The following is a 22,035-nucleotide window of genomic DNA, read 5'->3' as shown; positions in this document are numbered from 1 at the left end:
ACAGCGCCGCGGATCCTCAGCGACGCCGACCGGAAGAAGATCTCCTCGGCGCTCCTGCGGTACCGCGTGCTCGCCTATGCCACCGGCATCTGGCTGCTGGTGCTGGTCGGCGAGATGATCGCCAAGTACATCATCGGCATCGAGAACGTCCCGTCGTGGATCGCGATCGTGCACGGCTGGGTGTACGCGGTGTATCTCGTGCTCACGTTCGACCTGTCGATCAAGGTCCGCTGGCCGCTGTCCCGCACGATCGGAACGCTCATCGCCGGCACCATTCCGTTCCTGTCGTTCTTCGTCGAGCACAAGCGCACCAAGCAGGTGAAGGCCGACTTCGGGGTGTGACACCCGAACCTGTGTCACCCATACCGTGGGACCCCGCTGCGGCAGGTGTCCTGCGACTGCCGTCGGGCCGGCTCGTCCGCGGTCGCGGCCTGCGCCACCCGCTGCCGGACGGTCCCCCACCGACGTTCGCGGTGTACCTGCAACGCCGAGATCCCCCGCCGACGGCGTGGCCGGCGCGGTGGGTGCGCTGGCCCGATTTCCGGCTCCCGACCGACCGCACCGACGCTGCGTCCGCGCTCCACGAGGCGTGGGAATGCGCCGCCGACGAACGGGTGGAGATCGCGTGTTCCGGCGGACTCGGGCGCACCGGCACCGCGCTGGCGTGCCTCGCCGTCCTCGACGGAGTACCCCGCGGCGACGCGGTCGCGTTCGTCCGCGAGCACTACTCACCGCGCGCCGTCGAGACTCCGTGGCAGCGCCGGTATGTCACCGAGTTCCGCTAGACGTTCAGTTTGCCGACGGCCGGTTCCACGGCACCGAACTTCAGGCTCAGCTCCCGCCGCGCGGCACGATCGCCGACCCGCTCGAGGAACCGCCGGCCCGCCGCGGTGCGGTTGATCACCGTTGATTTGACGACGTTCCCCGCGATCACGGGTGCGACGGCCAGCGGCGGAATCGACGGCAGCCCCAGGTCCTCCAGGCCGTCGGTGCCGAGGAAGAAGCGGAGCATGCTCAGCAGGCGCAGCCTCCCGTAGCGTCCGCGCACCTTCGGGAACCGGCGGTAGCTCAGAGTGCGCTGGCCGTCGACGAGGGCACGGGACAGGTCGGCGCCTGCGGGCGTGACGTCGTCCTGCACGAGCACCACGTGATAGTTGAAACGATGCTGCTGCCGTTCGCTGTCGAACAGCCACTCGTCGTCGATGCCCATGAGCCAGCCCACGTACTTCCACAGGTGCATGACCGCACGCGATTCGTCGCGCGAGACCCGGTAACCGAGGGCGCGGACACCGAGCAGCAGCGTGCCGTTGAACAGTCCGAGGGTCGCGGCCTGGTCGGTCTGGTTGATCGGCAGCCCCCAGCGCTGGACATCCCAGCGGCCGTTCGTCTCGAACTGGTGGTTGACCAGCGCATGCATGGCACGCACGTGGACGGTCAGTTTGAAGCCTTCCCCGCTGCGTCGCATGCCACCCGGTTCGCCGACCGCGGTGCCCCACTTCTGGGTTTCGCCGAGGCGCCGCATCGCGGTGGAGCCGGTCAGTCCGCCGGTGGCGACCAGCAGGTCCGGCGGCCCGCCGAAGCGGTAGCCGCCGATCAGCGAGAGCTGAAGCAGCACGTCGTTGCGGCTGCGCCCCATCCGCCGGAACGCTCGCGCGCCCTTCTCGAGCAGGTCGAAGTCCACCCAGGCGGGAACCGTGTCGACGACGGCGAAGAACTGGCGTAGCGCCTCGGGAGCGACGGGCACGGCGTCGATGCCGTGTTCGAGGGCCTGGTGGAACTGCCGCATCGTGACGCGCTGCGGGTCGGTGTGGTCGCGGCGCATCGCGCGTACGAGGGACGCGCCGAGTTCGTCGCGCGCGTTCATGCGCCTGCCGATCCGGTCGAGCAGTTCCTCGTCCACGGTGTCGACCCGCGCGAAGCGTTTCAGGGGACGGCCGATGCGCTCGTTGCGCGGGCGGATTCCGGCGAACCGCGCGGGATACGGACCTGTCTCGGTGTCCGTCGAAGGCTCCCGTGTCATCATGCGGGCCATGTTCACACGAGCTTTTACTCGCGTTCAATTCGCGTTTCGGGTGGCCCGGTGACGACGCCCGACCGTCGGCAGATGCGGCGTACCCCGAGACAGGACCGTTCCCGGGCGATGGTCGAGCGCATCGTCGATGCGGGCCCGGGCAGTCCTGCTGGAACACGGCTACGAAGGCGCGTCGACAAATCGCATCGCCGCCCGCGCGCGGATCAGTCCGGGGTCGCTGTACCAGTACTTCCCGAACAAGGACGCGATCGTGGCCGAGGTCGCGGATCGATGGACGACGGAACTGCATGCTCGCATTTCGCGCGTGTTCACGACGGCGCTCGAAGGACCCGGCTGGTCGTCGTCGGTGCGGGTCACGGTCCTCGAGATGCTCGACGCGCTCGGTGAGAACCCGCGGCTGCTACGGGTCATGGTCGAACAACTCCCCCGCTCCTCGGGCAGTCGCCTGGCGGAGTTCGAGCGGCGCATCGAGACGCTGTTCGCGGTGTGGCTGCGCTCCAACCGCGCGCATCGGTCCGGCCGGCCGCTCGACGCGATCGCATGGATGCTGGTGCGGACCGTCGAGAACGTCGCAATCGCCTACGTTCTCGAGCACCCGGACATCGACCGGGAGGTGGTCGCAGACGAACTGACCGCGATGGTGACGACCTACGTGCAGACGGTGCTGTAGGCGGCTCGGGCCTGACGAAAACGAACGCGCTCCCTGCCCGCACGTCGGGGGCAGGGAGCAGCTGTGTTCGGTACCGGGTCAGCGCCGGGCCAGCGCATCGAGCGCAGGCACCAGCAGCGCGAGTGCGCGCCCGCGATGCGATGCCGCGTCCTTCTCTTCTGCACTGAGTTCGGCGGAGGTGCGTTCCTCACCTTCCGGCCGGAACACCGGGTCGTATCCGAAGCCGTTGGTGCCGCGCGGTGCGCGTTCGATCGTGCCGCGCCATTCGCCGCGCACGACGGTGACCGCCGCGTCGTTTCCGGCGGGCACGGCCAGCGCGCACGCCGACACGAATGCGGCGCCGCGGCGCTCGTCGGGTACGTCCGCCAACTGGGCGAGCACGAGCGCGGTATTCGCGTCGTCGTTGCCGTGCGCGCCGGACCAGCGGGCCGACAGCACTCCCGGCATGCCGTTCAGGGAATCGATCTCGAGCCCGGAATCGTCTGCGACACAGGGCAGGCCGGTGGCGAGCGCACCGTCGCGGGCCTTCGCCGCGGCGTTCTCCTCGAAGGTCGCGCCGGTCTCCGGGGCCTCCGGGAAGGGCGGAACCTCGTCGAGGCCGACCAGCTCGATACCGGCGATTCCGGCGCGATCCAGGACCCGCTGCAGTTCGCGCAGTTTCTTCGCGTTCCGGCTCGCGACGAGCACCGTGACCGCCATGTCAGGCCCCGAACTTCTTCTTCGCGGGCTCGACGATCTCCGGTTCGGGAAGCACCCCGGGGTACGGCTGTTCGAGCACCTCTCGCTGGATACGGCACAGTTCCTCGATGCCGGCGAGCGCCGAGTCGAGCAGCCCGTCGAGCGTCGAACGCGGGAAGGTCGCGCCTTCACCGGTGCCCTGGATCTCGACGAGGGTGCCGGTGTCGGTAGCGATGACGTTCATGTCGACCTCGGCGCGCGAGTCCTCCTCGTACGGCAGGTCTAGGCGGATTCGGCCGTCGACGACACCGACGCTGATCGCCGCGATCTGGCACGAGATGGGCTGCGGGTCGGCGAGCCGTCCCGCGGCACGCAGCCAGGTCACCGCGTCGCACAGTGCGACGTAGGCGCCGGTGATCGCAGCGGTGCGGGTGCCGCCGTCGGCCTGCAGGACGTCGCAGTCGAGCGCGATGGTGTTCTCACCGATCGCCGCCAGGTCGATGCAGGCGCGCAGGGAACGGCCGACGAGCCGGCTGATCTCCTGGGTGCGCCCACCGACCCGGCCCTTCACGGATTCGCGACCGCTGCGGGTGTGGGTCGCGGCGGGCAGCATCGCATATTCGGCGGTGAGCCAGCCCAGGCCCGAGCCCTTGCGCCAGCGTGGCACGCCTTCTTCGACGCTGGCCGTGCACATGACGCGGGTCTGCCCGAATTCGACGAGCACCGAGCCCGCGGGGTGATTGGTGAATCCTCGGGTGATCCGGATGTCGCGGAGCTGATCGTCCGCCCTGCCGTCTTCTCGTGTGGTCACCCGGACGAGCCTAGGCGATCGATCAGATGCGGTAGACGTCCCCGGCGGAGACCGCGTGCACCGGACCCGAGTACTGCGCTTTCGCCTCCGCGATGACGTCCTCGCGCGAGGTCCACGGCGGAATGTGGGTGAGCAGCAGCTCCCCGACACCGGCTCGTGCGGCGACCTGTCCCGCTTCGGTGCCGGACAGGTGCATGTTCTCCGGTCGCACCGCCGGGTCGTGCGTCCACGACGCCTCGGCGAGCAGCACGTCGGCGCCGCGTGCGAGGTCGACGACCTCGTCGCACATGCCGGTGTCCCCGGTGTAGACGAACGTGCGGCCGGAATCGCTGGTGACGCGGAACCCGTACGCCTCGGGCGGATGGTTGACGCGGCGGGGCCGAACGGACAATGCCCCGAATCGGAAGTCGCCGCCGTCGGTGAGTACGTGCACGTCGAGGGTGTCCGACACGTCGTCGATCTCACCGGCGCACTCGGCGGATGCCCGACCCAGCCGGGACGCGGCGTCGCTCGGCCCGTACAGCGGCACGCGGCCTTCCGGGCGGTTCGGGGAGTAGCGGCGCCACACGAGCAGCCCGGGAATGTCGAGACAGTGGTCGGCGTGCAGGTGCGAGAGCAGGATGGAAACCTCGCCTGGATCGGCATGCCGCTGGAGTGCGCCGAGAACGCCGGGACCGAAGTCGATCACCAGCGGCGGGGTGTCCGGAGCGGTCAGCAGATAACCCGACGCGGGAGAATCGGGCCCGGCGACACTGCCCGAGCAGCCCAGAACGGTCATGCGCATAGAGGTCATGCTGCCACGTCGAGGGACCTCGATGAAGCAGAGCCCGATTACGAGCCTGCAACTCACAGTTGCACGCACACTGTGACGTGGCGGGCGGGCCGGCGCACGGACCGACTACGCCTCAGCTCCGAGCGAGCGTCTCCGACCCGCCCTCAGCGCGGCAGTGCGCCGGGCGGGACCGGCGCACTGCGGGCCCGGCGGGCGTCGGCCGAAAGCACCCACGCGGCGACGATACCGCCGATCGCCCCGAACAGGTGCCCCTGCCAGGACACGCGCGGGTCACCGGGCAGCACACCCCACAGCATGCTGCCGTAGACGAACAGCACGACGACGCCGATGACGATCTGTCCGGTGTGGCGGGTGAACCAGCCGCGGACGATCAGGTAGGTCAGCCAGCCGAATACCAGCACCGATGCACCGATGTGAACGTAGCCGGAACCGGCGAACAGCCAGGTCCCCACTCCCCCGACGACCCAGATGATCGCGGTCGCGGCGAGGCCCCGGCCGATTCCGGACAGCAGCACGAGGAAGCCGAGGATCAGCAGGGGAAGGGTGTTGGCCGACAGATGACCCCAGCCGTCGTGCAGGAGCGGCGCGAACAGCACCCCGGACAGTCCGTCGGCCGTGCGGGGTTCGACCCCCGCCGAATCCAGGTCTGCGGAGGTCACCGAGTCGACGCCCTCGATGCCGTAGAGCAGGGCGACGAAGCCGCCGATCCACAAGGCGGCGCGCTGCCACATCGGCCGGGTTGCGGGGTCGGTGCCGCTCGGTACGGTCATGTGTCCATTGTGCGGTGCTCCGCAGCTGCGCGCTTCACCCCGAAGATCAGCGCGGGGTGAACGCGGTGCCGTACACGTCACGGTAGGACGGGATGCCGGCGAGCCCGGTCGCGGCGAGGACCGCGTCGACGATCGCCCGTTGCACCACCTCGGCCGCGGCCTCGCACACCGCGGCGAGCACGGGCAGCTCCGCCGGGAACGCGTCGGGCATCGGCCCGGCCTCGGGAAGGGTCGCGGTGCCGGTGGACAGCGCGAACAGCGTGTCCCCGTCCAGCGGCGAATGGGCGGGACGGATCGCGCGGGCCAGGCCGTCGTGCCCGGCGACCGCGACACGGCGGCACGCGGCCTTCGTCAGCGGCGCGTCGGTGGCGACGACCCCGATGGTGGTGTTCAGGACGGTGCCCTTGGCGTCGAGTGCGCGACCGGTTTCGATGTCGGCGGCGGTGGGCGCGGTCAATCCGAGCGCCGCAGCCCGGCCGGGGCCCAGTCCCCACGGCAGACCGGTCTCGGGGTCGACGACGGTTCCGACGGGGTTCGCGACCACGAGTGCGGCGACGGTCGCGCCGGCCGCGGCGCCGTCCTCGACGCGTACGCTTGCGGTCCCGACACCGCCCTTGAGGCTTCCCGCACGCGCCCCCACGCCGGCGCCGACACAGCCTCGCGGGACGCTCGTCGCACCGTTCGCGGCGGCCGTCGCGGCGTATCCGGCCTCGGCGGTGGGGCGGGTAGACCAGTTCCCCACCGGCAGGTCGAAGATGACGGCTCCGGGCACGATCGGCACGACGAGGGCTGGTTCGTCGGGGCTGCCGGATCCGCCCATCACGATGCCGCGTCCGTGTTCCTCGAGCCACCGCATCACCCCGTCCGCGGCGGCGAGACCGTAGGCGCTGCCGCCGGTGAGCAGCACCGCGTCGACGCGCTGCACGGAGTGGCTGGGGTCGAGGAGATCGGTTTCGCGGGTGCCGGGTCCGCCGCCGCGCACGTCGACGGCCGCGATCGCGGCCCGGTCGGTGAGGACGACGGTGCAGCCGGTGGCGGCACCGGCACCGGCCGCGTCGGGCGCGGCCACGCTGACGGTGTCGTCGAGCAGGTGGTGGTGTCCGACGTGCAGACCCGCGACGTCGGCGAGGGAGTCGGTGGGGCCCGGTGTCAGCGTCGGGCTCACGGCAACAACGCCTGCACCAGCGAGTCCTGCATCCAGGTCAGCCAGTGGTAGACGTCGAGGTGTGGGGCGCGCGGATCGTCGTCGTCGAGGGTGTCGGGGGTGTCGTCGTCGATGCCGAGCGTGGTGCCGAGCGCCAGGCGCACGTCGTTGAGCCCGTACAGCCACGCTTCGGCTTGTTCGGGATTGAGCACGACCTTGCCGCCGGATTCGGGGACGGTCCGCAGGATGACCGCGCCGGCGGCGAGTTTCGCGTCGATGATGTCGGGTTCGTGGAGGCTGCGCAGGGCACCGTTGAGGTCGGCGGTCTCGTCGTCGGGGTGTTTCGCGTTGTCGGCGTCGGGACGGTGGAAGTCCGGCAGCAGCCGCGCGAGGGCGGGAACATCGGGCGGGCTGGAGTTGCCGGTGCGCAGCCCGGTGAGGACCGCAAGATCGTCCTGCGGGGTCTGCGACGCGCGTTCCTCGAGCAACCCGAGCACGGATGCGACCAGGGATCGCAGGACCGACGCTTCGTGCGCGTCCATCTCGGACCGCAGTTTCACTCCGCTGAGCGAGTTCTTCCTGCTCCACTGACGCACGTCGGCCGGCCCCTCCTGTTGCTGCTCATTCGTCGCGCTGCATGGTGGCCCACAGGCCGGCCGCGTGCAGGCGCTGGACATCGTGCTCCATCTTGTCACGCGACCCACTGGAGACGACCGCTTTGCCCTCATTGTGCACTTTGAGCATGAGCTCGGTGGCCTTGGCTTTGCTGTAGCCGAACAGCTTCTGGAAGATGAACGTCACGTAGTGCATGAGGTTGACGGGATCGTCCCACACCACGGTGACCCAGGGCCGGTCTACCGCCTCGACCTCCTCGACGACCTCGGCTTCCGCGGGCATCGCCTGACCTGCCGCCATCACCGGGACGTCGAACGGGGTTGTCGTGGAACACGGCGCCATGTGTCCAGGGTACGGCGTTCCTGCGCGGGTAAAAACCCGCCTCGGGATCCGCGATCTACAGTGAGCGGATGCCTGCTGACCCCCGTGACTCGAACATCACCGGCCTCATGAGCACCGCACTGTTCACGGACATGTACGAGCTGACGATGCTCGAGGCGGCGCTCGCGGACGGTTCCGCGCATCGGCCGTGTGCGTTCGAGGTCTTCGCGCGTCGTCTGCCGGCCGGGCGCCGCTACGGTGTGGTCGCCGGTACGGGCCGGCTGCTCGACGCGCTCGCCTCGTTCCGGTTCGGCGAGGCCGAACTGGACGTGGTCTCCCGGTTTCTGGCGCCGTCGACGGTGGCGTGGTTGCGCGCGTACCGCTTCTCCGGCGACATCGACGGCTACCGCGAGGGCGACTTCTACTTCCCCGGGTCACCGGTGCTGTCGGTGCGCGGCTCGTTCGCCGAGTGCGTGCTCCTCGAGACCCTTGCGCTGTCTGTCCTCAACCACGACAGCGCGGTCGCGTCGGCGGCGGCCCGCATGGTCACTGCCGCGGACGGGCGCACCGTGATCGAGATGGGTTCGCGCCGCACGCACGAGGAGTCGGCCGTGGCCGCGGCACGCGCCGCCTACCTGGCCGGGTTCGATTCGACGTCGAACCTGGAAGCCGCCCGGCGGTACGGGATCCCGGCCGCAGGCACCGCGGCCCACGCGTTCACACTGCTGCACACGACCGCGGCGGGCCGCAACGAGGAGTCCGCGTTCCGCAGCCAGATCGAGTCCCTCGGCGTCGGCACCACCCTGCTGGTGGATACCTACGACATCACGACGGCGGTGCGGACCGCGGTCGAGGTCGCCGGTCCGCGGCTGGGCGGGGTCCGCATCGACTCCGGTGATCTCGGTGTGCTGGCCCGGCAGGTCCGCGAGCAACTCGATTCGCTCGGGGCGACCGGCACGAAGATCGTCATGTCCGGTGATCTCGACGAGTACGCGATCGCGGGACTGCGGTCCGAACCGTGCGACGTGTACGGCGTCGGCACGTCGGTGGTGACCGGGTCCGGTGCGCCGACCGCGGGCATGGTGTTCAAGCTGGTCGAGGTCGACGGCATCCCGGTCGAGAAGCGCAGCGCGCACAAGCAGTCGCGGGGCGGCGCGAAGGGGGCGGTGCGGTTCGCACGGGAGACGGGCACCCTCACCGAAGAGGTGATCCACTCGGCGCACCTGCCGGCACCGGACGGGGAGGGCACCGCGACCGATCTGACGGTGCCGCTGGTGCGTGGTGGCGAACGCGTCGAGGGGCTTCCTACCCTGGAGGAGAGCCGGGCGTTCCTGGCGGCCGGCTTGGTGAGTCTGCCGTGGGAGGGCCTGATGTTGTCCGAGGGCGATCCGGCGATTCCCACCCGTTTCGCCGGTCAGGGGTGAGGACCATGACGCGCGCATTGATCGTCGTCGACGTGCAGAACGACTTCTGCGAGGGCGGCGCCCTCGCGGTCGCGGGGGGTGCCGCGGTCGCGGCGGACCTGAGCCGCTATCTCGCCGACACCACCGGCCTGTACGCACACGTGGTGGCGACCCGGGACCATCACATCGATCCCGGCGACCACTTCTCCGACGAACCCGACTTCGTCGATTCGTGGCCGCCGCACTGCCGGGTCGGGACGCCGGGCGCCGAGTTCCACCCGGCCCTGGACCTCTCTCGGGTCGAGGCGGTGTTCTCCAAGGGTGCGTTCGAGGCCGCCTATTCGGGGTTCGAGGGCACCGGTGAGGTCGGCGAGTCCCTCACCGACTGGTTACGCGAGCGCGCCGTCACGGCCGTCGACGTGGTGGGCATCGCCACCGATCACTGTGTCCGCGCGACCGCGCTCGATGCCGTCGAGGCGGGTTTCGCGACCCGCGTCCTGCTGCGCTACACCGCGGGCGTGTCCGATGTGACGGTCGAGGCGGCGCTGACGCGGCTGCGTGAGGCGGGTGTGGAACTGATCGGTCGGGTCGGCGCCCGATCCTGACGGTGGGGACCGATACCCTGGCTCGGTGCCAGAACTCCCCGACGTCCCCGACCTCCTCCGGACCGCGGTGCACGCGTTGGGCGGCACGGAGCGGCGCAATCAGCTGACGATGGCGTCGGCGGTCGCGCACTGCCTGGACACCGGCGAGCACCTGGCCGTGCAGGCCGGTACCGGTACCGGTAAGTCGCTGGCCTATCTGGTGCCGAGCATCCGCTACGCCGTCCGCACGGGGCGCACCGTGATCGTCTCGACCGCGACGATCGCGCTGCAACGGCAGCTCGTCGACCGCGATCTGCCGCGTCTGGCCGATGCGCTGCACGAGTCGCTCGGGCGGCGCCCACGTTTCGCGATCCTGAAGGGTCGCGGAAACTATCTGTGCCTGAACAAGATTCATACCGGCCTCGCGGAGGAACCACCAGTCGGCGAGCAGTTGTTCGACGCGTTCGCGCTGTCGCGGATCGGCCGGGAGGTGCGCCGGGTCACCGAGTGGTCGTCGAGCACCGACACCGGCGACCGCGACGACCTGGCTCCGGGCGTGTCCGATCAGGCCTGGAGGCAGGTCAGCGTCACCGCCCGCGAATGTCTCGGCAAGGCCCGCTGCCCCGCCGGCGAGGACTGCTTCGCGGAGATCGCCCGCGCCGAAGCCTCGCAGGTCGACATCGTCGTCACCAACCACGCACTGCTCGCGATCGACGCCATCACCGGCATCGCGATCCTGCCCGAGCACGACGCGGTGGTCATCGACGAGGCCCACGAACTCGTCGACCGGGTCACCGGGGTCGCGACCGCGGAACTGTCCGGCGGCACGATCTCCGCGGCCGCGCGTCGTTGCACCAAGCTCGCCGAGGACGAGGACGTCGACAAGCTCGAGGGTGCAGCGGAGAACTGGGAGATGCTGCTCGACGAGTTGCCGCCGGGCCGCTGGGACGCGTTGCCGGACGGTGCCGGCGCAGCCCTGGCTGCGGTCCGCGACGCCGCGTGGTCGCTGCGCACCGCCGTCGGTCCGGCAAAACCGGGCATGGACGCGGAGGCGGCCGCGGCCCGCACCCAGGCGGTCGCCGAGGTCGACGACGTGCACGACGGCGCGGTGCGGGTACTCACCGCGTTCGACGAACCGGATCCGGCGAAACGTCAGGATGTGGTGTGGCTGGCCGCCGACGAGTTCCGCGGTGCGGTGCGCCGCACGGTGCGGATGGCTCCGCTGTCGGTCGGTGGGCTGCTGCGGTCGCGGTTGTTCGGTGAATCGACGGTCGTGCTCACGTCGGCGACCTTGACGGTCGGCGGCTCGTTCGACGGCCTGGCCGTGAACTGGGGTCTGCCCCCGCAGGCCGCCACGCGCAGCGACACCGGGGCCGCCTCCGGCGCGGAGCCGCCGTCCGACGACGGCGACCTGAAGTGGAACGCCCTGGACGTCGGTTCGCCGTTCGACCACGCCAAGGCCGGAATCATGTACATCGCCAAGCACCTCCCGACACCGGGGCGCGACGGCCTGTCCCCGGCGTACGTCGACGAGATCACCGAACTGATCACCGCCGCCGGTGGCCGCACCCTCGGGTTGTTCTCGTCGATGCGCGCGGCGAAGGCCGCCACCGAGGCGGTGCGGGAACGCCTCGGCACCCCGGTGCTGTGCCAGGGCGACGACACGACCGGCGCCCTCGTCGAACGGTTCGCGGCGGACGAGGCGACGTCGTTGTTCGGCACGTTGTCGCTGTGGCAGGGCGTCGACGTACCGGGGCCGTCGCTGTCGCTGGTGATCATCGACCGCATCCCGTTCCCGCGGCCCGACGACCCGCTGCTCGTGGCGCGGCAGCGCGCGGTCGAATCCCGCGGCGGCAACGGCTTTCTCGCGGTCGCCGCGAACCACGCGGCGTTGCTGCTCGCGCAGGGCGTCGGACGTCTGCTGCGCAGCACCAGCGACCGGGGCGTCGTCGCGGTTCTCGATCCGCGGCTCGCGACGGCCCGCTACGGCGGCTACCTGCGGGCGTCGCTGCCGGCGTTCTGGGAGACCACCGACCCGGAAATCGTGCGCAAGGCCCTCTCCCGCCTCCGGGACTGACCGCCCGGGTCGGCGCCCCGCATCGCCCTACGGGAGGACGACCAGCCCCAGCTCGGCGGGGGTGGCGAGGAGATCGTGCTGCGGCAGCACCCGCACCGTGTATCCGACGGCACCGGCGAGCGGCAACGGGACCTCGGCCTCGAACACGTCGCCGACACCGTCGGTGCCGGTGTGCCGCATCGGGGTGGTCGAGATGTCGCTGAGGGTGTCGTCCGCCCCGACCCGGCCGATCACCACCTGCACCAGCACGTCCGCGGGGTTCAGCCCGCCGAGCTGCACGTGCGCGGTCAGCGCCAGCAGCGCGCCGATCTCGGCGCTCTCGGGCAATCCGTCGCTGTCGACCTGCGCGACCCGCACCGACGGCCACGCCGCCTCGATCCGGTGCCGGTAGCCGGCCAGCGCCTTCGCGCCGGCGTACTCGTCGGCGACGGCCGCGCGTGCCGCCTCGGCGGCCGGGGCGTAGTACTGCACCGCGTAGTCGCGGACCATGCGCGACGCGAGCACCTTCGGCCCGAGGTTCTCGAGGGTGTGCCGCACCATCTCGATCCAGCGGGTCGGCACCCCGTCTGCGTCCCGGTCGTAGAACCGCGGCAGCACCGACCGTTCGAGCAGTTCGTACAGGGCACTGGCCTCGAGGTCGTCGCGGCGTTGTTCGTCGACGACCCCGTCCGCGGTGGGAATGGCCCAGCCGTTCCCCCCGTCGTACATCTCGTCCCACCAACCGTCGAGGATGGACAGGTTGAGGCCGCCGTTGAGCGCGGACTTCATGCCGGAGGTGCCGCACGCCTCGAGCGGACGCAGCGGGTTGTTGAGCCACACGTCGCAACCCCAGTACAGGAATCGCGCCATCGACATGTCGTAGTCGGGCAGGAACACGATGCGGTGCCGCACGTCGTGCCGGTCCGCGAACCGCACCACCTGCTGGATCAGGGCCTTGCCTCCGCCGTCGGCCGGATGGCTCTTGCCTGCGACGACGAGCTGCACGGGCCGGTTCTCGTCGAGCAGCAGCGACCGCAGCCGGTTCTCGTCGCGGAGCATGAGGGTGAGCCGCTTGTAGGTGGGCACGCGCCGGGCGAAGCCGACGGTGAGCACGTCGGGGTCGAACACTCCGTCGACCCAGCCGAGTTCGGCGGAGGTGGCGCCGCGTTCCAGCCAGGAGGCGCGCAGCCGGCGCCGCACCTCGGTGACGAGTTGCCCGCGCAGGGTGTTGCGGGTGTCCCACAGATCCTGCGACGGCACGGTCTGCAGCAGTTCCCAGCCGCGGGCCTCCTCGACCCGGTCGGGGCCGGCCATCCGGTTCGCCAGGGCGATCCATTCGCGGGCGGCCCACGTGGGGGCGTGCACGCCGTTGGTGACCGAGCCGATCGGCACCTCGGCGGTGTCGAAGCCGGGCCACAGCCCGTCGAACATGCCGCGGCTGACGCGGCCGTGCAGCCGGGAGACTCCGTTGCTGCGCTGGCCCAGCCGCAGACCCAGGTGCGCCATGTTGAACACGTGCGGGTCGGTTTCGCGGCCGAGCGCGAGGATCCGGTCGACGGTCAGGCCGGGCAGCAGCGACGACTCGTTCTCGCCGTTGGGTCCGGAGAAGTAGTGCCGAACGAGGTCGATGGGGAAGCGGTCGATGCCGGCGGGAACCGGGGTGTGGGTGGTGAAGACCGTGCCGGCGCGAACAGCGGACAGCGCCTCGTCGAAGTCGAGGCCGGTGGTGGTGACCAGTTCGCGGATGCGTTCGGCACCCGAGAAGCCGGCGTGACCCTCGTTCATGTGGAAGACCTCGGGGTCGGGCAGACCGTGGATGCGCGTGAAGGCACGGACGGCGCGCACGCCGCCGATACCGGCGAGGATCTCCTGCTTGATGCGGTGATCCTGATCGCCGCCGTAGAGGCGGTCGGTGACACCGCGCAGTTCCTCGTCGTTGCCGGGGATGTCGGAGTCGAGGAGCAACAGCGGCACCCGTCCGACCTGCGCGATCCACACGCGCGCGGCCAGATCCCGGTTACCGGGCACCGTGACGGTGACGAGCGCCGGACTGCCGTCGGACTCGGTGAGCAGCCGCAGCGGCAGGCCCTGCGGGTCGTAGGAGGGGTAGTGCTCGCTCTGCCAGCCGTCCGCCGTCAGGGACTGCCGGAAGTAGCCGGAGCGGTACAACAGTCCGATGCCGACGAGCGGCAGCCCGAGGTCGGAGGCCGCCTTGAGGTGGTCGCCGGCGAGGATGCCGAGACCGCCCGAGTAGTTGGGCAGGACCTCGCTGACACCGAACTCCATCGAGAAGTAGGCGATGCCCGCCGGCATGTCGTGGCCGCGATCCTGTTGGTGCTGGTACCAGCGCGGCCGGGCCAGGTAGTCGTCGAGGTCCGCGGCGGCGGCATCGAGCCGTTCCAGGAAGTCGGGGTCGGCGGCGAGTTCGTCGAGCCGCGACGGCGGCACCTCACCGAGCAACCGGACCGGGTCGCGCCCGACGTGCTCCCACAGGGCCGGATCGACGGTTGCGAACAGATCCTGGGCGGGGGGATGCCAGGACCACCGGAGGTTGGCGGACAGGCTTTCCAGCGCGGCCAGCCGCTCGGGAAGGTGGGCTCGTACGGTGAACCGACGCAAGGCTTTCACGCCGCGAAGACTACCGAGTTTCCGTCGTCGCGCGAGGCAGCGGCGCGGGGCGGAGTGCTGTGACGTCCGTGCGACTGTCGAACGGTCGCCGGCCCGGGGCAGGCGCGGGTCCCGCCGATTCCGGGTCCACGAGGCAAACCGGCCACATGATCAGCCGCGAATCCGCACCTCGATTACGGTTGTGTGCGAACACACCGCGCGGTTCGCGTCGTCTCGGTTCGCCCGCCGGCCCCACACGGAAACGGAGTTCATGTGACAGGTCGTCTCGCCATCGACGACGTCCAGCCCCAGATCGCGGGTGGGCGCTATCCGGTCAAGGCCGTCGTCGGCGAAGTCGTGCCGGTGTCCGCGGTGGTGTGGCGCGAGGGGCACGATGCGGTCGCCGCGACCCTCGCGGTGCGCGGCCCGGGTTCCGACCCGGAGACCGAGGGCAGACTCGTCCGCATCCCGATGGTGCCCGGGGCACTCCCCGATACCTTCCACGCGACGTTCACCCCGACCAGTCCGGGGACGTGGACGTACCGCGTGGAGGCGTGGAGCGATCCGGTGACGACCTGGCGGCACGCGGTGGATGTGAAGATTTCCGCCGGCCAGGGCGCCGAGGACCTCGCGAACGACCTCGAGATCGGCGCCGCGATGTTCGAGAAGGCTGCCAAGTCGGTGCCGCGCGGCAACCGCCCGGCGCTGCTCGCCGTTGCCGCATCACTGCGGTCGCCGCGCACGCTGCCGGAACGGGTCGCGCCGGCGTTCGCCGCGGACGTCACCGAGATCCTGCGGGCCCATCCGTTGCGCGAACTGGTCACGCGTGGGCGCGCGTTCACCGCACAGGTGGACCGGCCGCGCGCCCTGTTCGGCTCCTGGTACGAGTTCTTCCCCCGCTCGACGGGCGGCTGGGACGAGGACGGCACCCCCCGGCACGGCACGTTCGCGACCGCCGCCGCGGATCTGCCGCGGATCGCCGCGATGGGCTTCGACGTGGTGTATCTGCCGCCGATCCATCCGATCGGAAAGATCAACCGCAAGGGGCCGAACAACACCCTCGTCGCCGGGCCGGACGACGTCGGTTCGCCGTGGGCCATCGGATCCGACGAGGGTGGTCACGATGCCATCCACCGGGAACTCGGCACCGAGCAGGACTTCCGCGACTTCGTCTCCCGCGCAGCACAACTCGGCCTCGAAGTGGCACTGGATCTGGCGTTGCAGTGCGCGCCCGACCATCCGTGGGCGGCGCAGCATCCGGAGTGGTTCACGGTGCTGCCGGACGGCACCATCGCGTATGCGGAGAACCCGCCGAAGAAGTATCAGGACATCTACCCGGTCAACTTCGACAACGACCGCGACGGCATCTACGCCGAGGTGCTGCGTGTGGTACGGCACTGGGTCGCGCAGGGCGTGAAGATCTTCCGGGTCGACAATCCGCACACCAAGCCTGCCGACTTCTGGGAATGGCTGATCAGCGAGGTCAAGCGCACCGATCCCGAGGTGTTGTTCCTCTCCGAGGCGTTCACCCGGCCCGCCCGCATGTACGGGCTGGCCCGTCGTGGATTCACCCAGTCCTACACATATTTCACGTGGCGGGAAGCCAAGTGGGAACTCACCGAGTTCGGGCAGGAATTGGCCGCCAAGGCAGACGAGGCCCGTCCGAACCTGTTCGTGAACACCCCGGATATCCTGCACGAGACGCTGCAGCGCGGCGGCCCGGGCATGTTCGCGCTGCGCGCGGCCCTGGCCGCGACCCTCGCCCCGACGTGGGGCGTGTACTCCGGGTACGAACTGTACGAGCACGTCGCGGTGCGCCCGGGCAGCGAGGAATACCTGGATTCGGAGAAGTACCAGTTGCGGCCCCGGCGGTTCGACGAGGCGCGCCGCCGCGGCGAATCGCTCGAACCGTGGCTCGCGGCGCTGAACCGGATCCGCCGCGCACATCCGGCGCTGCAGCAACTGCGCAACATCCACTTCCACCACATCGACAACGACGCGCTCATCGCCTATTCGAAGTTCGATCCGACGACGGGAGACACGGTGCTCACCGTCGTCAACCTCGATCCGTATACCGCCGAGCAGGGCACGTTGTGGCTGGACATGCCGTCGATCGGACGGGACTGGCACGAGCATTTCACCGTCCACGACGAGGTCAGCGGGGAGGAATACCACTGGGGCCAAGCGAATTTCGTTCGGCTCGAACCGTGGCGGGCAGTCGCCCACATTCTCGTGTTGCCACCGATCGGGGTGCCGGCGCGCACCACTCTCGCCTACAGGAGGTAGCCGTGACGCCACAAAAGGGCCCCACCCCGAACCGGCCGGACTCCCCCGCGGTCTCGACCCGCCGGCACGCACCGGCCGCCGGCGACCTGGCGCGCCTCGCCGCCGGGGAACACCACGACCCGCATTCGATTCTCGGTGCGCACCCGCACGCGGAGGGCACGCTGATCCGCGCGCTGCGCCCCGGCGCGGAGAAGGTCGCGGTCCGGATCGACGACGTCGACCACCCGCTGGAACCGGTCGGGTCCGATGTGTTCAGCGCGCTCGTTCCGGTGCACGACCCGGCCGACTACCGACTCGTGGTGACCTATCCGTTCGGCCACACCGTCGTCGTCGCCGACGGCTACCGCTTCCTCCCGACGCTCGGCGAACTGGATCTGCACCTGTTCGCCGAGGGCCGCCACGAACGGCTGTGGGAGATCCTCGGCGCGCATCCCCGCGCGTACGACACTCCCGACGGCACGGTCACCGGCACGTCGTTCGCCGTGTGGGCGCCCGGAGCGCGCGGGGTGACCGTGACCGGCGACTTCGACATGTGGAGCGGACGGTCCGCGCCGATGCGGGTGCTCGGGTCGAGCGGCGTGTGGGAACTGTTCGTCCCCGGCGTCGGACCCGGCGCCCTGTACAAGTTCCGGGTGTTCGGCCGCGACGGCTCGGTCCGCGAAAAGGCGGATCCGATGGCGTATGCGGCCGAGGTACCGCCCGCCACCGCGTCGGTGGTGACGACGTCGCAGCACATCTGGCAGGACGACGAGTGGCTCGAATCGCGGGCAGGCTCCCAGCCGTGGCAGGAACCGATCAGCGTCTACGAGGTGCATCTCGGTTCGTGGCAGCCGGGACTGGGCTATCTCGAATTGGCCGACCGACTCGCCGAATATGTCACCGAGACCGGTTTCACCCACGTCGAACTGCTTCCCGTCGCCGAGCATCCGTTCGGCGGGTCCTGGGGATATCAGGTCACGTCGTACTATGCGCCGACCTCCCGGTTCGGCACCCCGGACGAGTTCCGCGAGTTCGTCGACCGGCTGCACCGGGCCGGGATCGGCGTGATCATGGATTGGGTTCCCGCGCACTTCCCGAAGGACGACTGGGCGCTCGCCCGGTTCGACGGGAGCCCGCTGTACGAGCATCCCGACCCCACCCGCGGCGAACAACTCGACTGGGGCACCTACGTGTTCGACTACGGACGACACGAGGTCCGCAACTTCCTGGTGGCCAACGCCCTCTACTGGATCGAGGAGTTCCACATCGACGGCCTGCGCGTCGACGCGGTCGCCTCGATGCTGTACCTGGACTACTCGCGGCCGCACGGCGGCTGGACCCCGAACATCCACGGGGGTCGCGAAAACCTGGAGGCGGTCGCGTTCCTGCAGGAACTCAACGGCACCGTCCACAAGCTCCATCCGGGTGTGGTCACCGTCGCCGAGGAATCCACGGCGTGGCCGGGGGTGACGCGTCCGACGAACGTGGGCGGCCTCGGGTTCGACATGAAATGGAACATGGGCTGGATGCACGACACACTCGGGTTCGTCTCGCGTGATCCCGTGCACCGCACCTACCACCACCACGAGATCACCTTTTCGCTCATGTACGCGTGGAGCGAGAACTTCATGCTGCCGATCAGCCACGACGAGGTGGTGCACGGCAAGGGCACGTTGTGGACCCGGCTCCCCGGCGACGACTTCACGAAGGCGGCCGGCCTGCGCACCCTGCTGGCGTACATGTGGGCGCACCCGGGCAAACAGTTGCTGTTCATGGGGCAGGAATTCGGGCAGGTGGCCGAGTGGTCGGAGGAGCGGGGCCTGGACTGGTGGCAGCTCGACGACGAACACACCGGCGCCCTGCACACCGGGGTCCGGCAGCTGGTGGGTGACCTCAACCGGACCTACCGCGACCATCCCGCTTTGTGGACGCTGGACACTTCCCCTGGCGGCTACTCGTGGATCGACGCCAACGACGCGGTGAACAACGTTCTCAGTTTTCTCCGCTACGGCAGCGACGGCTCGGTCGTCGCGTGCCTGTTCAACTTTTCCGGGAGCACGCACGACGACTATCGTGTCGGATTACCCGAGACGGGTCGGTGGGTGGAAATCCTCAACACGGATGCGACCGCCTACTGCGGCAACGGGACCGGAAATCTCGGCGCCGTGACGGCGACGGCGCACTCCTGGCACGGACGACCCGCTTCGGCGCGGGTGACCCTGCCCGCTCACGGTGCGATCTGGCTGGCACTGCACCGGTGATCGCGGTCCGTCGACGACAGGAGCGAGCACGGTGAGAAGGACGGGTTGGCCGGCGCGGTTCGCGGCCGGAGCGCTGGCGGCGGCCCTGCTGGCGGGGTGCACGAGCCGGATCGAGGGCACCGCCGTCTCGATCTACGACAACCCGTTCACCGTCGCCGGTCTGCCCGTGTCGTCCGGCCCGTCCGGTCCCCGCGGTGGAGTGCCGGACGCCGAGGTCACCATCGAGAACGGCGACGGCGGCGAGGTCGACATCCTCGTGGGCAATGCGATCACCGATATCGAGGCGTATTGGCAGGGCACGTTCGGGTCGATCGCGAAGGGGTCGTTCGAGCCGGTCTCGACACTGCTGTCCTGGGATCCATCCGAGCGCCGTGGACCCGATTTCTGCGGGGAGTCCACCTTCGACTTCATCAATGCCGCGTACTGCAGCCGGGGTGACGTGATCGGCTGGGACCGGGTGTTCCTGTTGCCGGAACTGATGGACACGTTCGGTCCGATGTCGGTGGTGATGGTGCTGGCCCACGAATACGGGCACGCCATCCAGTACAAGACCGGCATCGTCTCCGACGACGATCCGGGCATCGTGTTCGAACAGCAGGCGGACTGTTTCGCCGGCGCGTTCGTCCGGCACATCGCCGAAGGTAACTCCGAGCACTTCCAGCTGAACACCTCGGACGGACTCAATTCCGTGCTCGCCTCGATGGTTCTGTTCCGCGACACCGACCCCAACGATCCCGATTCCGTGCATGGTTCGGCGTTCGAACGGGTCACCGCCATGCAGATCGGTTTCTCCGACGGCGCTCGGGCCTGCACGCGCATCGACGCCGCCGAGATCGAGTCCCGCCGCGCCGAGCTCCCGCAGTTCTTCGACAGCAGCGACGACGGGGAGCTACCCGTGACCGCCGATTCCGTCGAGCAGATCCTGCACTCGTTCGACTACGTGTTCGACCTGTCGTCGCCACCCGCGCTCGATCTGTCCGGTTCCGATCTCGGTTGTCCCGACGCGAAGGCGACCGCACCGGTGTCGTACTGCCCGGCGACGAACACGATCGGTGTCGATCTCGAGGAGCTCGCCGAGCGCGGGGCCGCGCCCGATACCGGGTCGAGCCCGTTCAGCGCGGACGTTCGCGGCGACTACAACGCCTACGTGCTGCTCGCCTCGCGGTACGCGCTCGCGGTGCAGCGGGAAGCCGGGGCGTCGTTGACCGACGCGCAGACCGCGCTGCGTACGGCGTGTCTGGCCGGGGCGATCAGCGCCGCATTGAGCCCGACGAACATCGACCTGACGAACAATCCCGACGAGAGTCTCGTGTGGTTGTCCCCCGGCGACCTCGACGAGGCCGTGTCCGGTCTGCTCGCCGATGGCCTGGCCGCGAGCGACGTCAACGGCAACACCATCCCCAGCGGCTTCGCGCGCGTCGACGCGTTCCGCACGGGCGTGCTCGGCGGTGAGGCGGGCTGCACCGGCCGCTACCACTGACAGCGGGCGAACGGCCTGGTTGCGGTCGTACCGCAACCAGGCCGTTCATCGAAGGGTGCCGACGTCTTCAGTACAGCGCGGACGCCAGCTTCCGCCGGGCGGTGACGACGAACGGTTCCGCGGGATCGAACAGCTCGAACAGCTCGAGCAGCCGGGTGCGAGCGGCCGTCTTCTCGTCCCCGACGCTGCGGGAGACGAAACCGATGAGACGGGCAAACGCCTTCTCCGGGTCCTGGGCGAACAGTTCGGCGTCGGCCGCGGCGAGCTGAGCGTCCAGGTCGGCGGGCGCGGCGTCGGCGCGTTCGACCGCGTCGGCGGGCAGGTCCTGGGCGCGCGCGAGGAACCGCACCTGACGCAATGCGGCGAGCGCTTCGGTGTTGTTGGGCTCGGAGTTGAGAACCAGGTTGTACGCGGCTTCGGCTCCGGCCAGGTCGCCGGCGTCGAGAGCCTGCTCCGCGGCGACGAACCTCGGGTCGGGCGGGGTCTCCTGCGGTTCTCCCGTGGGCGGGCCCGAGAGCTTCCCGGCGACGGCGTTCCGGATCGCGTCGATCCACTCGCGCAGCGCCGACTCGGGCTGCACACCCTGGAAATCGGCGATCGGCTGCCCCCCGGCGATCGCGACGACTGTCGGCACCGACTGGACGCCGAACGCCTGGGCGATCCGCGGATTGGCGTCGACGTCCACCTTCGCAAGCACCCAGGCGCCGCCGTCCTCGTGTGCGAGCTTCTCGAGGACCGGGGACAGCTGCTTGCACGGCTGGCACCAGGTGGCCCACAGGTCCACGATGACCGGGACCTGCATGGACCGCTGCAGCACCTCGGCCTCGAAAGTGGCCTCGGTGACGTCGATGACGGGTGCGAGTCCGCCGGGGGCGGCGCCGTCACCGGACGGCGGTGGGGGCGGGGGCGCGGAGGCCCTTTCCTTGAGCGGTGCGAGATCCACCGCGCCGGAGATCGCCGCTGCTGCCGCGGCGGAACGTGCTGGACGGGAACCGGGTCGAGTCACGCCGTCCAGTCTGTCACGTTCTGCGCGCAGCGTGTCGGGCAGTCAGGAGAGGGCGGGCTCGGTTTCGCGCGCCGCGGAATCGGAGAGCTCACCGAGGCGGCCGGTGCGCACCGCCCAGCGCTCGAAGACGATGGTGCCGAACGGCGGGACGCTCGAGACCAGCGCGAGGAAGGTCGTCTTGAGATCCCACTTGAGCGACCAGGCGGTCGCGAGGGCGACGACGACGAACAGCATGAATCCGGCGACGCCGTGCACCATGCCGGGGATCCGGATGGCCTCCTCGTAACCGAGCACCCACTTGAAGAACATCGCGATCAGCAGGGCCAGCCAGGTGATTGCTTCCCAGATGGCCACGAGACGGAATCGCTTCGCGGGGGTGGACAGGTCGAGGAGGTTCGTCATGCTCGCCATTGTGCCCGAGTCCTACGACAACCCGTCGTTGTCGTGAGAGACGTCACGGCCCCGACGCCATGCGCCGGGGCCGTGACGGGTGTATGCGACGGAACGGAGAAGGTTCCGACGACGTGTCGATCCGCGGG

The 22,035-nt window shown here is 69.9% G+C and carries 20 protein-coding genes; 9 read left to right on the top strand and 11 right to left on the bottom strand.

The window, feature by feature from the left end:
• The first annotated feature begins 12 nt into the window (after window positions 1-12).
• Entirely contained in the window at window positions 13-342 is a 330-nt protein-coding gene (locus RZ1_RS15630; RefSeq protein ID WP_072813254.1) for a DUF3817 domain-containing protein, read from the top strand.
• Window positions 343-353: 11 nt separating this feature from the next.
• On the top strand, window positions 354-785 hold the full coding sequence (locus tag RZ1_RS15625; RefSeq protein ID WP_218020464.1) for a protein-tyrosine phosphatase family protein: 432 nt from the start codon (window positions 354-356) through the stop codon (window positions 783-785).
• Here RZ1_RS15625 and RZ1_RS15620 read toward each other — a convergent pair.
• Window positions 782-2,023 (bottom strand): oxygenase MpaB family protein, encoded by a 1,242-nt coding sequence (locus RZ1_RS15620; RefSeq protein ID WP_083583724.1) that lies wholly within the window; start codon window positions 2,021-2,023, stop codon window positions 782-784. The genes RZ1_RS15625 and RZ1_RS15620 overlap by 4 nt on opposite strands.
• A 136-nt stretch (window positions 2,024-2,159) precedes the next feature.
• Between RZ1_RS15620 and RZ1_RS15615 the strand changes: the two genes are divergently transcribed.
• Window positions 2,160-2,702, top strand: a complete 543-nt coding sequence (locus RZ1_RS15615; protein ID WP_238071822.1) for a TetR/AcrR family transcriptional regulator — start codon at window positions 2,160-2,162, stop codon at window positions 2,700-2,702.
• Between the two features lie 78 nt (window positions 2,703-2,780).
• Here RZ1_RS15615 and rdgB read toward each other — a convergent pair whose 3' ends face one another.
• The 7 genes from rdgB to clpS all read right to left on the bottom strand — a co-directional run bounded on the left by rdgB (window position 2,781) and on the right by clpS (window position 7,855).
• The gene (rdgB, locus tag RZ1_RS15610; RefSeq protein ID WP_072813244.1) at window positions 2,781-3,401 is read right to left on the bottom strand and encodes an RdgB/HAM1 family non-canonical purine NTP pyrophosphatase; all 621 of its coding nucleotides are present in this window, start codon (window positions 3,399-3,401) and stop codon (window positions 2,781-2,783) included.
• A gap of 1 nt (window position 3,402) precedes the next feature.
• The gene (gene rph, locus RZ1_RS15605) at window positions 3,403-4,191 is read right to left on the bottom strand and encodes a ribonuclease PH (RefSeq protein ID WP_072813242.1); all 789 of its coding nucleotides are present in this window, start codon (window positions 4,189-4,191) and stop codon (window positions 3,403-3,405) included.
• Between the two features lie 22 nt (window positions 4,192-4,213).
• Window positions 4,214-4,975, bottom strand: coding sequence for a cyclic nucleotide-degrading phosphodiesterase (locus RZ1_RS15600; protein WP_072813241.1), 762 nt, complete (start codon window positions 4,973-4,975; stop codon window positions 4,214-4,216).
• Between the two features lie 152 nt (window positions 4,976-5,127).
• A complete protein-coding gene (locus RZ1_RS15595) occupies window positions 5,128-5,754 on the bottom strand; it encodes a rhomboid family intramembrane serine protease (protein ID WP_072813239.1) in 627 nt (208 codons plus the stop codon).
• A 46-nt stretch (window positions 5,755-5,800) separates the two neighbouring features.
• Window positions 5,801-6,919, bottom strand: a complete 1,119-nt coding sequence (locus RZ1_RS15590) for a P1 family peptidase (RefSeq protein WP_072813238.1) — start codon at window positions 6,917-6,919, stop codon at window positions 5,801-5,803.
• On the bottom strand, window positions 6,916-7,494 hold the full coding sequence (gene aosR / locus RZ1_RS15585) for an oxidative stress transcriptional regulator AosR (RefSeq protein WP_072813236.1): 579 nt from the start codon (window positions 7,492-7,494) through the stop codon (window positions 6,916-6,918). Before aosR ends, RZ1_RS15590 begins: the two co-directional genes overlap by 4 nt.
• 25 nt (window positions 7,495-7,519) lie before the next feature.
• A complete protein-coding gene (gene clpS, locus RZ1_RS15580) occupies window positions 7,520-7,855 on the bottom strand; it encodes an ATP-dependent Clp protease adapter ClpS (protein WP_068155779.1) in 336 nt (111 codons plus the stop codon).
• A 68-nt stretch (window positions 7,856-7,923) separates the two neighbouring features.
• Here clpS and RZ1_RS15575 point away from each other — a divergent pair, with 68 nt between their 5' ends.
• Genes RZ1_RS15575 through RZ1_RS15565 form a run of 3 tightly spaced genes read left to right on the top strand, consistent with a single transcriptional unit; the run spans window position 7,924 to window position 11,898 of the window.
• On the top strand, window positions 7,924-9,258 hold the full coding sequence (locus RZ1_RS15575) for a nicotinate phosphoribosyltransferase (RefSeq protein ID WP_072813234.1): 1,335 nt from the start codon (window positions 7,924-7,926) through the stop codon (window positions 9,256-9,258).
• Window positions 9,259-9,263: 5 nt separating this feature from the next.
• Window positions 9,264-9,842, top strand: a complete 579-nt coding sequence (locus tag RZ1_RS15570) for an isochorismatase family protein (protein ID WP_072813233.1) — start codon at window positions 9,264-9,266, stop codon at window positions 9,840-9,842.
• Window positions 9,843-9,867: 25 nt separating this feature from the next.
• Window positions 9,868-11,898 (top strand): ATP-dependent DNA helicase, encoded by a 2,031-nt coding sequence (locus RZ1_RS15565; RefSeq protein ID WP_072813231.1) that lies wholly within the window; start codon window positions 9,868-9,870, stop codon window positions 11,896-11,898.
• Window positions 11,899-11,925: 27 nt separating this feature from the next.
• On the opposite strand, the gene glgP is transcribed toward RZ1_RS15565, so the two are convergent.
• Window positions 11,926-14,505: an alpha-glucan family phosphorylase gene (glgP, locus tag RZ1_RS15560; RefSeq protein WP_072813230.1), complete on the bottom strand. Its 2,580-nt coding sequence runs from the start codon at window positions 14,503-14,505 to the stop codon at window positions 11,926-11,928.
• A gap of 252 nt (window positions 14,506-14,757) precedes the next feature.
• On the opposite strand from glgP, the gene RZ1_RS15555 reads away from it, so the two are divergent.
• The 3 genes from RZ1_RS15555 to RZ1_RS15545 all read left to right on the top strand — a co-directional run bounded on the left by RZ1_RS15555 (window position 14,758) and on the right by RZ1_RS15545 (window position 20,490).
• Window positions 14,758-16,770: a maltotransferase domain-containing protein gene (locus RZ1_RS15555; protein WP_072813228.1), complete on the top strand. Its 2,013-nt coding sequence runs from the start codon at window positions 14,758-14,760 to the stop codon at window positions 16,768-16,770.
• An 86-nt stretch (window positions 16,771-16,856) separates the two neighbouring features.
• The gene (gene glgB / locus RZ1_RS15550) at window positions 16,857-19,010 is read left to right on the top strand and encodes a 1,4-alpha-glucan branching protein GlgB (RefSeq protein ID WP_072813251.1); all 2,154 of its coding nucleotides are present in this window, start codon (window positions 16,857-16,859) and stop codon (window positions 19,008-19,010) included.
• Window positions 19,011-19,041: 31 nt separating this feature from the next.
• On the top strand, window positions 19,042-20,490 hold the full coding sequence (locus tag RZ1_RS15545) for a neutral zinc metallopeptidase (protein ID WP_072813227.1): 1,449 nt from the start codon (window positions 19,042-19,044) through the stop codon (window positions 20,488-20,490).
• A gap of 67 nt (window positions 20,491-20,557) precedes the next feature.
• On the opposite strand, the gene RZ1_RS15540 is transcribed toward RZ1_RS15545, so the two are convergent.
• Both RZ1_RS15540 and RZ1_RS15535 read right to left on the bottom strand, forming a co-directional pair.
• A complete protein-coding gene (locus RZ1_RS15540) occupies window positions 20,558-21,445 on the bottom strand; it encodes a tetratricopeptide repeat protein (RefSeq protein ID WP_072813249.1) in 888 nt (295 codons plus the stop codon).
• Window positions 21,446-21,538: 93 nt separating this feature from the next.
• A complete protein-coding gene (locus RZ1_RS15535; RefSeq protein WP_072813247.1) occupies window positions 21,539-21,898 on the bottom strand; it encodes a DUF3817 domain-containing protein in 360 nt (119 codons plus the stop codon).
• Between the last annotated feature and the right edge of the window lie 137 nt (window positions 21,899-22,035).

The organism is Rhodococcus zopfii NBRC 100606 = JCM 9919, assembly GCF_001895025.1.
GTDB lineage: Bacteria > Actinomycetota > Actinomycetes > Mycobacteriales > Mycobacteriaceae > Rhodococcus > Rhodococcus zopfii.
Note: the sequence above shows the minus strand (reverse complement) of the source record. Positions and strands in the feature narration are given on the sequence as shown.

What these genes read in the sequence shown, in the direction of transcription:
- RZ1_RS15620 (WP_083583724.1), bottom strand. Translation starts at nt 2,023, where the DNA reads ATGATGACACGGGAGCCTTCGACGGACACCGAGACAGGTCCGTATCCC.
- RZ1_RS15615 (WP_238071822.1), top strand. Translation starts at nt 2,160, where the DNA reads ATGCGGGCCCGGGCAGTCCTGCTGGAACACGGCTACGAAGGCGCGTCG.
- rdgB (WP_072813244.1), bottom strand. Translation starts at nt 3,401, where the DNA reads ATGGCGGTCACGGTGCTCGTCGCGAGCCGGAACGCGAAGAAACTGCGC.
- RZ1_RS15600 (WP_072813241.1), bottom strand. Translation starts at nt 4,975, where the DNA reads ATGCGCATGACCGTTCTGGGCTGCTCGGGCAGTGTCGCCGGGCCCGAT.
- RZ1_RS15595 (WP_072813239.1), bottom strand. Translation starts at nt 5,754, where the DNA reads ATGACCGTACCGAGCGGCACCGACCCCGCAACCCGGCCGATGTGGCAG.
- clpS (WP_068155779.1), bottom strand. Translation starts at nt 7,855, where the DNA reads ATGGCGCCGTGTTCCACGACAACCCCGTTCGACGTCCCGGTGATGGCG.
- RZ1_RS15575 (WP_072813234.1), top strand. Translation starts at nt 7,924, where the DNA reads ATGCCTGCTGACCCCCGTGACTCGAACATCACCGGCCTCATGAGCACC.
- RZ1_RS15570 (WP_072813233.1), top strand. Translation starts at nt 9,264, where the DNA reads ATGACGCGCGCATTGATCGTCGTCGACGTGCAGAACGACTTCTGCGAG.
- RZ1_RS15535 (WP_072813247.1), bottom strand. Translation starts at nt 21,898, where the DNA reads ATGACGAACCTCCTCGACCTGTCCACCCCCGCGAAGCGATTCCGTCTC.